This window comes from Cedecea sp. FDAARGOS_727 (assembly GCF_012273235.1).
Lineage (GTDB): Bacteria > Pseudomonadota > Gammaproteobacteria > Enterobacterales > Enterobacteriaceae > Cedecea > Cedecea davisae.
Map to the genome: position 1 here is coordinate 4,719,311 of NZ_CP050966.1, position 14,821 is coordinate 4,734,131.

The 14,821-nt window shown below is 57.0% G+C and carries 15 protein-coding genes; 7 read left to right on the forward strand and 8 right to left on the reverse strand.

The genetic code is table 11. The features are described from left to right. Positions 1-12: 12 nt before the first annotated feature. Positions 13-1,302 carry a rhodanese-like domain-containing protein gene (locus FOC35_RS22095; RefSeq protein WP_172570231.1) on the forward strand — a complete coding sequence of 430 codons (1,290 nt, stop codon included), beginning with the start codon at positions 13-15 and terminating at the stop codon, positions 1,300-1,302. A 553-nt stretch (positions 1,303-1,855) separates the two neighbouring features. Here the strand turns inward: FOC35_RS22095 and FOC35_RS22100 are convergent. Continuing rightward, on the reverse strand, positions 1,856-2,482 hold the full coding sequence (locus FOC35_RS22100) for a CDP-alcohol phosphatidyltransferase family protein (protein ID WP_172570232.1): 627 nt from the start codon (positions 2,480-2,482) through the stop codon (positions 1,856-1,858). Beyond that, positions 2,483-3,049 (reverse strand): carboxymuconolactone decarboxylase family protein, encoded by a 567-nt coding sequence (locus FOC35_RS22105; protein ID WP_172570233.1) that lies wholly within the window; start codon positions 3,047-3,049, stop codon positions 2,483-2,485. 70 nt (positions 3,050-3,119) lie between these two features. Here FOC35_RS22105 and FOC35_RS22110 point away from each other — a divergent pair, with 70 nt between their 5' ends. After that, positions 3,120-3,530 carry a pyrimidine (deoxy)nucleoside triphosphate diphosphatase gene (locus tag FOC35_RS22110; RefSeq protein WP_172570234.1) on the forward strand — a complete coding sequence of 137 codons (411 nt, stop codon included), beginning with the start codon at positions 3,120-3,122 and terminating at the stop codon, positions 3,528-3,530. Here FOC35_RS22110 and FOC35_RS22115 read toward each other — a convergent pair. Genes FOC35_RS22115 through selD form a run of 3 tightly spaced genes read right to left on the reverse strand, consistent with a single transcriptional unit; the run spans position 3,496 to position 6,737 of the window. After that, a complete protein-coding gene (locus FOC35_RS22115) occupies positions 3,496-3,741 on the reverse strand; it encodes a YnjH family protein (RefSeq protein WP_371810773.1) in 246 nt (81 codons plus the stop codon). The two genes, FOC35_RS22110 and FOC35_RS22115, sit on opposite strands and share 35 nt — an antisense overlap. Further along, a complete protein-coding gene (locus FOC35_RS22120) occupies positions 3,698-5,692 on the reverse strand; it encodes a DNA topoisomerase III (protein WP_016535970.1) in 1,995 nt (664 codons plus the stop codon). The genes FOC35_RS22115 and FOC35_RS22120 overlap by 44 nt, the downstream gene beginning before the upstream one ends. 4 nt (positions 5,693-5,696) lie before the next feature. After that, the gene (gene selD, locus FOC35_RS22125; RefSeq protein ID WP_172570235.1) at positions 5,697-6,737 is read right to left on the reverse strand and encodes a selenide, water dikinase SelD; all 1,041 of its coding nucleotides are present in this window, start codon (positions 6,735-6,737) and stop codon (positions 5,697-5,699) included. Positions 6,738-6,966: 229 nt separating this feature from the next. Here selD and phoC point away from each other — a divergent pair, with 229 nt between their 5' ends. After that, entirely contained in the window at positions 6,967-7,710 is a 744-nt protein-coding gene (gene phoC, locus FOC35_RS22130; RefSeq protein ID WP_016535968.1) for an acid phosphatase PhoC, read from the forward strand. A 56-nt stretch (positions 7,711-7,766) separates the two neighbouring features. Here phoC and FOC35_RS22135 read toward each other — a convergent pair whose 3' ends face one another. Beyond that, positions 7,767-8,318 carry an NAD(P)H nitroreductase gene (locus tag FOC35_RS22135; protein ID WP_172570236.1) on the reverse strand — a complete coding sequence of 184 codons (552 nt, stop codon included), beginning with the start codon at positions 8,316-8,318 and terminating at the stop codon, positions 7,767-7,769. A gap of 234 nt (positions 8,319-8,552) precedes the next feature. Here FOC35_RS22135 and sppA point away from each other — a divergent pair, with 234 nt between their 5' ends. The 4 genes from sppA (at position 8,553) to FOC35_RS22155 (ending at position 13,808) form a co-directional block, all read left to right on the forward strand. Continuing rightward, complete coding sequence (gene sppA, locus FOC35_RS22140; RefSeq protein WP_016535966.1) at positions 8,553-10,403, forward strand: signal peptide peptidase SppA; 1,851 nt, start codon at positions 8,553-8,555, stop codon at positions 10,401-10,403. A 247-nt stretch (positions 10,404-10,650) separates the two neighbouring features. After that, the gene (gene ansA, locus FOC35_RS22145; protein ID WP_172570237.1) at positions 10,651-11,667 is read left to right on the forward strand and encodes an asparaginase; all 1,017 of its coding nucleotides are present in this window, start codon (positions 10,651-10,653) and stop codon (positions 11,665-11,667) included. Positions 11,668-11,676: 9 nt separating this feature from the next. After that, positions 11,677-12,312 (forward strand): bifunctional nicotinamidase/pyrazinamidase, encoded by a 636-nt coding sequence (pncA, locus tag FOC35_RS22150; protein ID WP_172570238.1) that lies wholly within the window; start codon positions 11,677-11,679, stop codon positions 12,310-12,312. 221 nt (positions 12,313-12,533) lie between these two features. Then, on the forward strand, positions 12,534-13,808 hold the full coding sequence (locus tag FOC35_RS22155; RefSeq protein WP_172570239.1) for a glycoside hydrolase family 18 protein: 1,275 nt from the start codon (positions 12,534-12,536) through the stop codon (positions 13,806-13,808). 45 nt (positions 13,809-13,853) lie between these two features. Here the strand turns inward: FOC35_RS22155 and FOC35_RS22160 are convergent, their stop codons facing one another. Further along, positions 13,854-14,135 (reverse strand): YeaC family protein, encoded by a 282-nt coding sequence (locus FOC35_RS22160; RefSeq protein ID WP_016535962.1) that lies wholly within the window; start codon positions 14,133-14,135, stop codon positions 13,854-13,856. A 39-nt stretch (positions 14,136-14,174) separates the two neighbouring features. After that, positions 14,175-14,588 carry a peptide-methionine (R)-S-oxide reductase MsrB gene (gene msrB, locus FOC35_RS22165; RefSeq protein ID WP_016535961.1) on the reverse strand — a complete coding sequence of 138 codons (414 nt, stop codon included), beginning with the start codon at positions 14,586-14,588 and terminating at the stop codon, positions 14,175-14,177. Positions 14,589-14,821: the final 233 nt, after the last annotated feature.

Sequence of the window (14,821 nt, forward strand, 5' to 3'; positions counted from 1 at the left end):
TCAGGTTATTAGATGAAACGTGTTTCTCAGTTAACCACCGCCCTGCTGCTTGCCGGGCTGTCACAATGTTCCTTCGCCGCCGCTATGCCTTCCAGTCTTAACTTCGCCAGCGTAAAAGCTGAAAGCGGCACCGTTATCGATACGCGCCCGAGCGCGTTTTACAACGGCTGGCCTCAGTCGCTTAACGACACGGGCGGGCATGAACCGGCCGCGCTCAATCTTTCAGCCAGCTGGCTTACGCTGATGAACGATGAGCAGCTCGGGCAGTGGGTGAAACAGCATCAGCTGGATAAAACCAGCCTCATTGCACTTTACGGCGATAACGCTCAGGCGGTAAAAAACCGCCTCGAAAAACTGGGCTTCAGCCACGTTGCGATGCTCGCAGATGGCCTGAAAGAGCCTTCCCGCCTGCAAAAATTGGCACATTTTGAACAGCTGGTTTACCCCCGGTGGCTCCATGATTTACAGAATAAAAAGCCGGTTACTGCCGCTCCTGCTGGCGACTGGAAGGTTATAGAAGCGGGCTGGGGCAAGCCGAAGAAATACCTGCTCAGCCATATTCCGGGCGCGGACTATATCAATACCGAAGAGGTGGAAAGCGAGCCGCTGTGGAACAAAGTTTCTGACCAGAAACTCAAAGAGATGCTGGCAAAACACGGCATCCGCCACGACACAACGGTGATTTTGTACGGGCGCGATGTCTACGCCGCGGCGCGCGTAGCGGTGATCATGCTTTACGCCGGGGTGAAAGATGTTCGCCTGCTGGACGGCGGCTGGACGACCTGGAGCGCGGCTGATTTACCGGTTGAACGCGGGCTGCCTGAGAAGGTCGAACCGGCACCTGATTTCGGGGCCGCCATCCCCGGCCAGCCGCAGCTGGTGCTGGACATGGAGCAGGCCCGAGCCCTGCTACACCGCAAAGATGCCTCGCTGGTCAGCATTCGTTCCTGGCCTGAGTTTATCGGCACCACCAGCGGCTACAGCTACATCAAACCAAAAGGTGAAATCGCCGGCGCACGCTGGGGCCACGCGGGTTCGGACTCCACGCATATGGAAGATTTCCACAACCCGGACGGCACAATGCGCACCGGGAGCGACATAGCGGCGATGTGGAAAGAGTGGAATATCACGCCGGAGCAACAGGTTTCCTTCTACTGCGGCACCGGCTGGCGCGCCTCGGAAACGCTGATGTATGCCCGGGCAATGGGCTGGAAGAACGTCAGCCTGTACGACGGCGGCTGGTATGAATGGAGCGCCGATCCTAAAAACCCGGTTGTTAGCGGGGAACGTAAGCCAGAGTAACCTTCACTCTACCCTCTATCAGAGGGAAATCTGTCAGCCCGCAGTTGTTCCGTTCACCCGCACAGCAGATTATCTCTGTCACTGCCGCGAACGGTGAACGTGTCAGGGGGAAATACGCCATTCCCCCTGACAGCCCCCGGCGCCGGGAACAAGATCGTGGCTTTTAGTTTTAACGCGACGTGGGGTTTGAATGTGGCTGAGAGACAAAAGCGTGGCCGTTGTTCCGGCTTAAATCGCCTCCGTTTTCTCTCCGACTGACCAGGGTCCGGACGCCGGGAGCGGGCGGAGGCTGTGAGCGTCGGGAACGCATCGCAGCCGACCCGGGGCTGGGAGATAAAATGGAGGTTTACCGCTTGCGGCGATTTATCTCGCCGGGAGTCCGGGGTCTCGGGGGAGTGACGGTGACTCCCCTGAGACGTTCACGAGTCCGGGAGCTACATAAGCAGCGGGATATTGCGTGAACGGAATTACCTCCGGGTTGGCATAAATGGCAGCTCCCCCTTCTGTAATGGTCTGCTGAGCTGAGGGGACAAGGGCATCTCTGTGGATCCCCTTATAAAGAGGGGCCTCCCATCCGCTTCAACGTCCGATAGCCACTCCAGATGCGGTTCAGCGTCGTCAGCCAGCATAACGCGCCAAATACCCACGCCAGTAGGGTAAACCAGCCGGGGAACAGGCAGCTCAGCACAAACAGCAGAATGGTTTCGCTGCCTTCGGTCAGCCCGCCAAGATAGTAAAATGATTTATGGGCGTAACCGGGGTTGGCGATGTTGTGTTTTTGCGCCAGCGCGGCAAAGGCGAGGAAGCTGCTGCCGGTGCCAATGAACGCAAACAGCAGCCATGCACCCGCCAGCGCATTTTGCGCCGGATCTGCGAGGATAAAACCAAACGGTACCAGGGCGTAAAACAGAAAATCCAGCGCGATGTCCAGGAAGCCCCCCGCGTCGGTCAGCCCTCTTCGCCTCGCGAGCGCGCCGTCCAGGCCATCAAACAGGCGGTTAACCAGAATCGCGGCCAGCGCCGCGCCGTACCAGTGCAGCGCCAGAAACGGCAACGCCAGCAGGCCGATAACGAAACCCGCCAGCGTAACGGCATCTGGCGTAATCGCAGGCTTATCGAGAACGCCCGCCATACGATTTAATGCAGGCTTGATTCGGGGATGCAGGTAGCTGTCGAACATCTATTTTTTCCCGTTCGTTGGGCATAAACCCTGAGAGGGAATATCCAGCGCGGCATTGAAGCGGGCAGAGAGATTCTGGAAGGCAATCAGCGCGGTTAGCTCGGTGAGCGCCTGCTCGTTGAAATGCTTTTTGAGCGTCTCTTTCAGCTCGTCTCCTACTGCCGGAGGCGTGGCCGTTACCGCTTCAGCATAGGCCAGCGCGGCGCGCTCCTGTTCGCTAAAGCAAGTTTCTTCCCGCCAGTTCGCCACCGCCAGCACTTTGTCCAGCGAGCCGCTACGCTCGGCAAGTCTCAGGCTATTGGCATCAATACAGAATTCGCAACTGCACTGCTGTGACACCCGGGTCATCACCAGTGAACGGGTGACAGGGTCGAGTTTTGCACGCCGCCGCTCAAGAAAACCAACAAACAGCGCCACCAGCCAGAATAAATACGGCAGCCTTCCCCACCAGCGGGTTGGGTTCAGCGGTGCGCCAAAATGTTTTTCCTGCATAGCCACAATCGGGCGCAGGATTTTTGGCAAAACTTTCAGAGGCGCAATCCAGGCCGCGCGTTTGCTTTCCATCATCCTTCAGCTCTTCAGATAACCCTTGATGGCGGGTATTATGCCACGCCAGCCCCACGGAGAATGGACACTGATGCTAAAAAACCTTGATGTTGTCGCGGCTATTATCGAGCGCGAGGGAAAAATTCTGCTGGCTCGCCGCCCTGAAGATGGCGATCAGCCGGGACTTTGGGAGTTTCCGGGCGGCAAAGTGGAAGCGGATGAAACCCAGCCTGAGGCGCTGGCGCGTGAACTGCTGGAGGAGCTGGGCATTGCGGCAAACATTGGCGATTATGTTGCCAGCCACCGGCGCGAGATTTCGGGCAGGGTAATTCATCTGCACGCCTGGCATGTAGCGGCTTTTCAGGGCGAGTTAACCGCCCACTGCCACAGCGCCCTGGTCTGGTGCGAGCCGCCGGAGGCGCTGAACTATGCCCTCGCCCCGGCGGATATTCCCCTGCTGAAAGCGTTTATGGCTTCACGCGTCGCCAGACCAGCGGATTAGTCCCCAGCACTTTTTCATCGCGCTGGCACTGGAGCAGAATACCTTCGGTTTTCACCACCGCCCCTTCGGTATAGCTTTTGTTTTCGTAAATACAGCACTGGTTGCAGGGCGCGGCCTGCTGCTGGTTGCTGCTGGTAAACACTTCCGGGGGTACCACCACGTCAACGTCAGGCTGACGGTGCTGAACCGCCATCACCGGCAGACTCATCATTAGCGCCACGGCGGCGGCGAGCAGGCTTTTTACTGGCATCATCATTTCCTTCTTTTTTGGCCCAACGTTTCGATTTTTTTCCATCATCCGGGGCTTTGATGCCCTTAAAAGCATGGCGCACCGGCGTGGTACGCGCCTGGTGGATAAGCTCGTACAACGTCTGCACCAGCGGCTGCATAAAGTCCTGATAGCGGCACTGCTTCTCGCTGATTTGCGTCAGCGTTGACTCCCAGTGCGCCGTCATATCCGGCCTTGCGGCTAATTCAGGCAGCGAATGGATAAGCGCTCTGCCTGGCTCCGTAGAATGAATATAGCGCCCTTTTTTCACCAGGAAAGCGCGCTTAAACAACAGTTCGATTATCCCGGCTCGGGTCGCTTCTGTACCCAGGCCGTCCGTCGCTCGCAGGATCTTTTTAAGATCTTTGTCCTGCACGAACCGCGCGATCCCGGTCATCGCCGAGAGCAGCGTGGCGTCGGTAAAGTGCCGGGGCGGCTGAGTTTGCCGCTCGACCACTTCGCCGTGCTCGCACAGCAATTCGTCGCCCTTTGCCACCACCGGCAGCGGCGTACCGTCGTTTTCCTCATCGCGCTCTTTGTTACCCAGCAGCGCACGCCAGCCCGCTTCCGCCAGGAAACGCGCTTTGGCAATAAACTTGCCCCCGGCGATATCCAGGTCGATGGTGCATTTGCGGAACACCGCGTCGGGGCAGAACTGCATTAAGTATTGACGGGCGATCAGACCGTAAACTTTAGCTTCATTTTCATTTAGCGAGATTGAACTGCTGCGCGCGGTCGGAATAATGGCGTGGTGGGCATCGACTTTTTTGTCGTCCCAGCAGCGATTGCGCAGGTCTGCATCTACCGCAGGCTGCGGCAGCAAATCGGGCTGATGCACGCTGATGGCGTTTAATACCGCGTGGCGGCCGGCGAAATGCTCTTCGGGCAGATAGCGGCTGTCGGAACGCGGATAGGTAATTAATTTGTGGGTTTCGTAGAGCTTCTGGCAGATATCGAGCACGTTTTGCGCGCTGAGGCCAAACCGCTTCGCCGCCTCAATTTGCAGGCTGGAGAGCGAGAACGGCAGCGGCGCAATTTCTGATTCCCGTTTATCGTTATAGGCGGTAACCAGCGCCGGATGGCCGTTAATCCGCGCCACAACATGCTCCGCCAGCTTGCGGTTAAGCAGGCGGCCCTCTTCATCCTGATGCGGCTCGCACGATTCGCTCGGCTGCCAGGTGGCGACAAAGCGCTCGTCCGCAGGAGTGACGATATGGGCCTTCACTTCGAAATAATCTTTGGCGACGAAGTTCTCAATCTCTTCGTCGCGGCGCACCACCAGCCCGAGCACCGGCGTTTGCACCCGGCCAACGGAGAGCACGCCCTGGTAGCCCGCATTGCGGCCAAGAATGGTATAAGCCCGGGTCATATTGATGCCATACAGCCAGTCGGCTCTGGCTCGGGCAAGCGCCGAGACGCAGAGAGGAATGAATTCGCTGTTGGCACGCAGGCGGGAAATCGCCCGCTCCACCGCCGACGGGTTAAGGTCGTTAATCAGGCAGCGCTGCACCTGCTGGCGCTTTTCCGGGGACAGTTGTAAATAGTCCAGCACCTCGTCCACCAGCAGTTGCCCTTCCCTGTCCGGGTCACCCGCGTGAACCACTTCGGTTGCCTGAGCCAGCAGCTTTTTTATGGCATTAAGCTGTTTTGTCACCGAGGGGCGCGGCTGAAGCTGCCATTTTTCAGGCACGATGGGTAAGTCTGCCAGGTTCCAGCGGGCGTAGCGCCCGTCGTATGCGTCCGGCTGCGCCTGCTCCAGCAGGTGGCCGATGCACCAGGTCACCACCTGGCCGTTGCCGCATTCGATAAACCCATCGCCGCGACGATGCGGCTTAGGCAGCACGTCTGCAATGGCACGCGCCAGGCTCGGTTTTTCCGCAATAAACAGCCGCATGAAATTAACGGATCTCAATCATTGGGCGGCCTGCGCGGGCATCTTTAAGCTCCCCGATAGGGCTGAGTTTGATTCCGTTACGCTCCGCGACGGCGAAAACATCGGCCTCAGCGTCAGGGCGCACCGCCAGCAGCAGGCCGCCGGAGGTTTGCGGGTCGCACAGCAGGTTGCGCCACGCTTCCGGCATGTCGCCAACCAGCTGGCCGTAGCTTGCAAAATTACGCGAAGTGCCGCCGGGCACGCAGCCCTGTTCGATGTAGCTTTCAACGCCCGGCAGTTTAGGCACGCACTCGAACCAGACATCCGCCTGGACGCCCGCGCCCTGACACATCTCGCTCAGGTGGCCAAGCAGGCCAAACCCGGTGACATCGGTCATCGCGGTGACGCCCGCAATATCGGCAAACTCGGTGCCGACCTTGTTCAACTGGCACATGGTTTCCGCCGCCAGTCCCTGATGCTCAGGCAGCAATAATGATTTTTTCTCGGCTGTGGTCAGCACGCCAATACCGAGCGGTTTGGTGAGGAACAATTTGCAGCCTGCTTCGGCGGAGCTGTTTTTCTTTACTCGTTCGGTCGGCACCACGCCGGTGACCGCCAGGCCAAAAATAGGTTCAGGCGCGTCGATTGAGTGGCCGCCCGCCAGTGAAATCCCGGCCTGCTGGCAGACAAAGCGCCCGCCCTCAATGACCTCGCGGGCAATTTCCGGCGCCAGGGTATTGATCGGCCAGCCGAGGATAGCAATCGCCATGATAGGCTTACCGCCCATCGCGTAAATATCGCTGATGGCGTTGGTCGCCGCGATGCGGCCAAAGTCGAAAGGATCGTCAACAATCGGCATGAAGAAGTCGGTAGTGCTGATGATGCCGGTACCGTTGCCCAGGTCGTAAACCGCCGCGTCGTCACGGGTTTCATTACCCACCAGCAGATTAGGATCGGCAAACTTCGCCTGCTCGCTGTGCAAAATTGTTTCTAAAACTTTAGGGGAAATTTTGCAGCCGCATCCTGCGCCGTGGCTGTACTGGGTCAAACGAACGGTTTGCTTCATGAACATCTCCTTTCTTTGCCAAATTCTGTACCTGATATGGTAGCGCTCAAACGCCCCGGGAGTAAGTCTGTCTATCTTAATTCGCGTCCCGTTGCTCACTATGCAGGCAAACCAGCGGTTTTGTGAACCTGCGCCACATTTTGGCGACGCCCGCTTTTACTTAATTATGACGGAAATGTTACAACCGGGAGGCACTTCTCTGGACTGTTAACGCAAGTAAGGAATAAGAATGAAAAAACGCGTAATTGCTTTTTGTATTGCCGGTTTATTTTCCTCAGCCGCCTTTGCCCTTGCCGGGAACGACGCCACAACCAAACCTGACCTCTATTACCTGACAAACGCCCAGGCCATCGACAGCCTGGCGCTGTTACCTCCGCCGCCGGAAATCGGCAGCATCGCCTTTTTAAATGACCAGGCGATGTACGAGAAAGGCCGACTGCTGCGTTCCACCGAGCGCGGTAAGCTGGCGGAAGAAGACGCCAACCTCAGCGGCGGCGGCGTGGCTAACGCCTTCTCCGGCGCTTTTGGCTCACCGATTACCGAGAAAGATTCGCCTGAACTGCACAAGCTGCTGACCAATATGATTGAAGATGCCGGTGACCTGGCGACGCGCGGAGCCAAAGAGAAGTACATGCGCATTCGTCCGTTCGCCTTCTACGGCGTGCCGACCTGCAACACCAAAGAGCAGGATAAGCTGTCGAAAAACGGCTCCTACCCTTCAGGCCACACGTCCATCGGCTGGGCCACCGCGCTGGTGCTGGCGGAAGTTAACCCGCAGCGCCAGAACGACATCCTCAAGCGTGGGTTCGAACTCGGCCAGAGCCGCGTAATTTGCGGCTACCACTGGCAGAGCGACATCGACGCCGCGCGCGTGGTCGGCTCTGCGGTTGTGGCAACCCTGCACACTAACCCGGCCTTCCAGCAGCAATTGCAGAAAGCCAAAGACGAGTTCGCTAAGCACCAGAAACAGTAAGAGAGTCACCTGCCTGGCGTCGGAAACGGCCCGGCAGGGTTAACAAATGATGAGGTTCAGAAGCGGGAAACGAAGGCGGAAGTATCCGGCACGCTAATGGTAGTAGACGCTTTTAGCTGCGGGGTGCCGAGGTAAAGGAAGCCGACCACTTTGTCCTGCTCGCGGCCGCCAAAAGCCTCGCGGATCGTGTCGTTTTCGGTCCAGATGCCGCTCCGCCAGATGCCGTTAAAGCCCTGAGCTACCGCCGCCATCTGCATCGCCATTACCGCACAGCCCGCAGAAACCACCTGCTCCCAGACCGGCACTTTATGATTAGCATCGCAGTGGGCGACCACGGCGATAATTTGCGGCGCGCGGAACGGAGAGGTACGCGCTTTCTCTACGCCCTTCTCATCCATGCCTTCGGCAATCGCCGCTTTCTCTAAGAGCTGGCTGAAGCGCTCGCGCCCCTCGCCTTCAATCACGATAAACCGCCACGGTTGCAGCGTGCCGTGGTCCGGGGCGCGCATACCGGCCCGCAGGATATTCTCCAGCACTTCTCCGGCAGGGGCAGGTTCTGCCAGGCGGGACGCGCTGCGGCGGTTAATCAAGAGTTCAAGTGCATCCATTTAAAAGCCCCTTAGTTGCATGAAATGGCTGGCAAAGTGCAAAGCTTGTCACCAGTCTGTTAAATGATTTTCATTCACAAAATTAACACAGCCGTAGTTTTTGTTACAGCGCAACCCCGATTTCCTGCTGACATTTCCCCGCCCTCTCTTTAGGATAGCCTTTACTTTCGCCGCGTTAGCCAGAGTGATTGCGGCGTGCGGGTCAATCCCCCTATTGAAGGTTATGGAGAATACATGCGCACCATTGGGCGATTTATTAGCGGCTTTTTTAAGTGGACCTGGCGTCTGCTTAACTTTATTCGGGAATTTATTCTCAACTTGTTCCTCATCCTGCTGATTCTGGTTGGAGTCGGCGTCTGGATGCAGGTAAAAAGCACGCCGACGGAGCCTTCCCGCGGCGCGCTGCTCCTGGACATCACCGGCGTCGTGGTCGATAAGCCTTCGGTCAGCAACAAGCTGGGCGTCATTGGCCGCCAGCTGGTGGGTGCCAGTTCAGACCGGCTACAGGAAAACTCGCTGTTCGACATCGTCGATGCGATCCGCCAGGCAAAAGATGACCGCAATATCACCGGGATCGTGCTTGATCTGAAAGATTTTGCCGGGGCCGATCAGCCTTCCATGCAGTACATCGGTAAAGCGCTGCGCGAATTCCGCGACGGCGGCAAGCCGGTATATGCGATGGGCGACAGCTACAACCAGAGCCAATATTACCTGGCAAGTTTCGCCAATAAGATCTGGCTCTCACCGCAAGGCACGGTTGACCTGCACGGCTTTGCCACCAACGCGCTGTATTACAAAACGCTGCTCGACAAGCTGAAGGTTTCCACGCACGTATTCCGCGTCGGCACCTATAAATCCGCAGTTGAGCCGTACCTTCGCGACGATATGTCCCCTGCTGCCCGCGATGCGGACGGCCGCTGGATTGGCGAACTGTGGCAAAACTACCTGAATACCGTAGCGGCTAACCGCCAGATAACCGCTCAGCAGGTGTTCCCTGGCGCTCAGGCGCTGCTGGACAGCCTGCAAAAGCTGGGCGGCGACACGGCAAAATACGCGCTGGATAACAAACTGGTAGACGAGCTGGCGAGCAGCGCGGTAGTTGATAAGGCGCTGGTCAAGCAGTTCGGCTGGAGCAAGGCCAACAAAGACTTTAGCTACACCAGCATCTACGACTACAACGTGAAGAAACCGGTTGAGCAAGGTGAGGCCATTGCGGTTATCTTTGCCAACGGCGCAATCATGGACGGGGAAGAAACGCCGGGCCAGGTCGGCGGCGACACCACGGCGATGCAAATTCGCGAGGCGCGTCTTGACCCGAAAGTAAAAGCGATTGTCTTCCGGGTTAACAGCCCTGGCGGCAGCGTCACCGCTTCTGAAACCATCCGTGAAGAGCTGGTTGCCGCGCGCGATGCCGGTAAACCGATTGTCGTTTCGATGGGCGGCATGGCGGCCTCCGGCGGCTACTGGATCTCCACGCCTGCGAACTACATCATCGCCAACCCAACCACCCTGACCGGTTCCATCGGCATCTTCGGCGTGATTAACACCGTAGAAAACACGCTGGACTCCATTGGCGTGCATACCGACGGCGTTTCAACTTCGCCGCTGGCCGACGTGGCGGTTACCAAAAAACTGCCACCTGAAGTTCAGCAGATGATGCAGTTGAGTATTGAAAACGGCTATAAGCGCTTTATCGGCCTGGTGGCGGCTTCACGCGGCAAGACCCCGGAGCAAATCGACCAGATTGCCCAGGGCCACGTCTGGACCGGGGAAGACGCCAAAGCCAACGGTCTGGTGGACAGCCTGGGTGACTTTGACGATGCGGTTGCCAAAGCTGCGGAGCTGGCGAAACTGAAGACCTGGCACCTCGCCTTCTGGCAGGATGACGCAACCTTTACCGATATGGTGTTTAACGCCATGACCGGTTCAGTTCGCGCGGCGCTGCCGCAGGCGATTCAGGCTTACCTGCCTGCTCCGCTGGCCGATGCCGCGCTGGCGATTAAAGCCCAGAACGATAAGTTCGGCACCATGAACGACCCGCAAAACCGTTACGCCTTCTGCCTTACCTGTGGCGATGTGCGTTAACTTAAGCTTATGAATCACAAAGCCCGGTTACACCGGGCTTTACTTGATGACAAACAGCCGAAAAGCGTGGTTTTCGCCCGTTTGGGGTAAACCAGAGTACACAATTCATTGTTTTTATTAGACCGATGTTCGGATTTATTTAGGACAATGAACTTTATAAGAATCCCCGGCCCGGTTAAACCGGGCTTTTTTTTTCCGCCATCCTCTCTATACTCTGCCGCAAATATCGAAAGCGTTGAGCTACCCCATGCAAAAGAAATCCATCTACGTTGCCTATACCGGCGGTACTATCGGTATGCAGCGTTCTGAACACGGCTATATCCCCGTTTCCGGCCACCTGCAGCGCCAGCTGGCGATGATGCCCGAATTCCATCGCCCGGAAATGCCTGACTTCACCATTCACGAATACAACCCGCTGATGGACTCTTCGGACATGACGCCCGAAGACTGGCAGCACATTGCCGACGATATCAAAGCCCATTACGACGAATACGACGGCTTCGTTATCCTGCACGGCACGGACACCATGGCGTTCACCGCCTCGGCGCTCTCCTTCATGCTGGAAAACCTCAGCAAGCCGATTATCGTTACCGGGTCGCAAATTCCGCTGGCCGAGCTGCGCTCCGACGGGCAGATCAACCTGCTGAACTCACTCTATGTGGCGGCGAACTACCCGATCAACGAAGTGACGCTGTTCTTCAACAACCGTCTTTACCGCGGAAACCGTACCACCAAAGCGCATGCCGATGGCTTCGACGCATTTGCTTCACCTAACCTTGCCCCGCTGCTGGAAGCCGGGATCCACATCCGCAAGTTGAATACGCCGCCTGCGCCGGGCGGTGAAGGCGAGCTGATTGTTCACCCGATAACCCCTCAGCCCATTGGCGTGGTCACCATCTACCCGGGAATTTCCGCCGATGTAGTGGGCAATTTCCTGCGCCAGCCGGTAAAAGCGCTGATCCTGCGTTCATACGGCGTGGGCAACGCTCCGCAGCAGGGGGCGTTTATTAAAGAGTTACAGGAGGCCAGCGCGCGCGGTATCGTGGTGGTTAACCTCACGCAGTGCATGTCCGGCAAAGTCAATATGGGCGGCTATGCCACCGGCAACGCGCTGGCGCAGGCAGGCGTTATTGGCGGTTCAGACATGACGGTTGAAGCCACCCTGACCAAGCTGCACTATTTGCTGAGCCAGGGGCTGGGCGCACAGGCAATCCGCGAGGCCATGCCTCTGAACCTGCGCGGCGAGTTAACGCCGGACGAATAAGGAGTTGCCATGAAGCAGCGCGCTTTATTGTTGGTTGATTTACAGAATGATTTTTGCGCCGGAGGCTCGCTTGCCGTCCCCGAGGGCGACAGCACTATCGACATCGCGAACCAGTTAATCGAGCTGGCTAAGGCGCGCGGCGAAAGCGTTGTTGCAACCCAGGACTGGCACCCGGCAAACCACGGCAGTTTTGCCAGCGTTCAAAATGTGGAGCCTTACGGCCAGGGCAAGCTGGACGGGCTGGCACAAACCTGGTGGCCCGATCACTGCGTACAAAACAGCGAAGGCGCCCGGCTGCATCCGCTGCTGAACGCTTCAGCTATCGACAAAATCGTGCATAAAGGTGAAAACCCGGCGATTGACAGCTACAGCGCCTTCTTCGATAACGGCCATCGGCAGAAAACCGGGCTGGACGAATGGCTGCGTGAGCACGGCATCGCGGAGCTTATTGTCCTCGGTCTGGCAACAGACTACTGCGTGAAGTTTACCGTGCTGGATGCGCTGGAGTTGGGCTACGAGGTCACGGTCATTACCGACGGCTGCCGTGGCGTGAATATACAGCCGCAGGACAGCCTGTTCGCGTTCCAGGATATGGCGGTTGCCGGCGCAACGTTAATGACCCTCGCAGACTTTACCTGCCAGTAATCCACCCGCCAATAATTCCAGGGGCGATCCACCGCCCCGCATTCTTGTAGCGATTCCGCTCACAATCTAAGCTTTTTTTGCTCGCCCTATCCTGGGAGCGCTCTCATAATCACAATCAATGAATTTATTCAGCAGTTTAGCTGATTTCGCTTTCCGCCGTTTTCGTCAGTGCTCTGCGTGGCCGGGAAGCTTTATGTTGTACCCGTCAAAGAGGAATCATTATGCCATTCACACGTAAACTGTTGCCCATTGTGGCCGCGGTGTCGTTAGCCTTTAGCGGCGTTGCGCAAGCTGAATCATTGCTTTCCGTGGGTTACTTTAACGGCGGCGGCGACGTAACCGCCGGGCCTGGCGGCGATATCAATAAGCTCGACGTACGCCAGATTACCCACCTTAACTACTCCTTTGGCCTGATTTATAACGACGAGAAAGGCGAAACGAACGAAGCGCAAAAAGACGCGTCAAAACTGCACCAGATTTATCTCTCGCCTAAAGTCATTGCCGACCTGGAAAAACTCCCGGTGTTGCGTAAGCAGAATCCGCAGCTGAAAGTCCTGCTTTCCGTTGGCGGCTGGGGCGCTCGCGGCTTCTCCGGAGCAGCCGCCTCTGCGGAAAACCGCGCGGTGTTTATCCGCTCTGTTCAGGAAGTGATGGACCGCTACGGCCTGGACGGTATCGACCTCGACTGGGAGTTCCCGGTGAACGGTGCCTGGGGGCTGGTCGATAAGCTGGATGCAGACAGGGACAACTTCACCGCCCTGCTCAAAGAGCTGCGCCATGCGGTGGGCGATAAAAAGCTGGTAACTATTGCCGTTGGCGCAAATGCCGAAAGCCCAAAAAGCTGGGTGGATGTGAAAGCTATCGCCCCCCTGCTGGACTACATCAACCTGATGACCTACGACATGGCGTACGGCACGCAGTATTTCAACTCCAACCTTTACGACTCGAAAAAGTGGCCAACCGTTGCCGAGGCTGATAAGTACAGTGCGGACTTCGTGGTTAATAACTATCTGGCAGCCGGGCTGAAGCCGCAGCAAATGAACCTCGGCATTGGCTTCTATGGCCGCGTGCCTAAGCGTGCCGTCGAACCGGGTATTGACTGGTCAAAACCGGATGCACAGAAAAACCCGGTGACCCAGCCTTATTTTGGCGAGCGGGAGCTTGAGTTGTTCAAAACCGCCCTGGGCGTGGATCTGACGAAAGACACCTACGTTAAATACAACGATCTGGTGAAGAAGATACTGAACGATCCGCAGAAGCGCTTTACCGAAGAGTGGGACGACGACGCGAAGGTGCCATACCTGACGCTGAAGTCTGCTGAAGGCAAACCGCTGTTTGCGATTTCTTATGAAAATCCGCGCTCGGTGAAAATCAAAGCCGAGTACATCAAAGAGAAAGGTCTTGGCGGGGCGATGTTCTGGGAGTACGGCGCGGATGATAACAACCAGCTGGCGAAGCAACTCGCCGAATCGCTGGGCATTAAGCACGCGAAGTAACTTTTAACCTGGAAAAAGAAGGGAGGCCGGTGCCTCCCTTTTTGCTTATTGCAGCTTCATGGTGACAAACGGAGCAGGCTCAATGCCGAAATCCGCTTTCAGCTGCTGCTTGCTCTTCATCACCATCTGGCCGCTGGTGTCGATGGTCATATGCTGCGCCTCGGTATTGTGGCGCGCCTGCCACAGCATCACCAGTTGCAGGCTGTTGTCCTTCTGCTCCTGGGTTAACGCCACGCCGTCGGGCCACTTACCCAGCTCTACCGCCGTCGCCAGACGCTGGTAAATTTCCGGCGTCATCACGCTCAACATATCATCCAGATTGCTCATTTTTCACCCCACAGAGGAATAATTAGCTGAATCGATTCTTCAACCGTCAACCTGCTCGCCGTTTTGCCCGTCGGTAAAGCTCATAGAGGCGGAGTTCACGCAATAGCGTTCGCCGGTAGGCTGCGGGCCGTCCGGGAAGACGTGCCCAAGGTGCGCATCGCAGCTGCCGCAGCGGATCTCAACGCGCTCCATACCGTGGGAGTTATCGGTCAGGTAGCGGATGGCGTCCGGGTCCACCGGCTCATAGAAGCTGGGCCAGCCGCAGCCGGAGTCATATTTGCTCTCTGAAAGAAACAGCGGCGCATCGCAGACCAGGCAGTGATAAATCCCGTCGCGCTTATTATGCAGTAACCGCCCGGAGTATGGGGGTTCAGTGCCGTGCTTCTGGGTCACGTAATACTGCATTTCGCTGAGGTTTTTCTTATTTGAATCAGGGGGTAATTGATTAGACATAGGTGTACATCTCGGTCAGTTCAATTGGGACAGCTCACGGCGCTATTCTAACAAAAAATTAACAACACCGTGCTGGTTTTTGTTCTAAACTTAGCCCTGAAATTCTGGCACGGCACAAAACGTGACGTGAATCACATTTTTGTTGGAATTGGCGTTTAAAATCCCCCGCATCGTCCCCATTTGGACTTTAGCCCAAAAGGAAGTGTGAGGCGTTCAGTCGTACAAAGCATGTC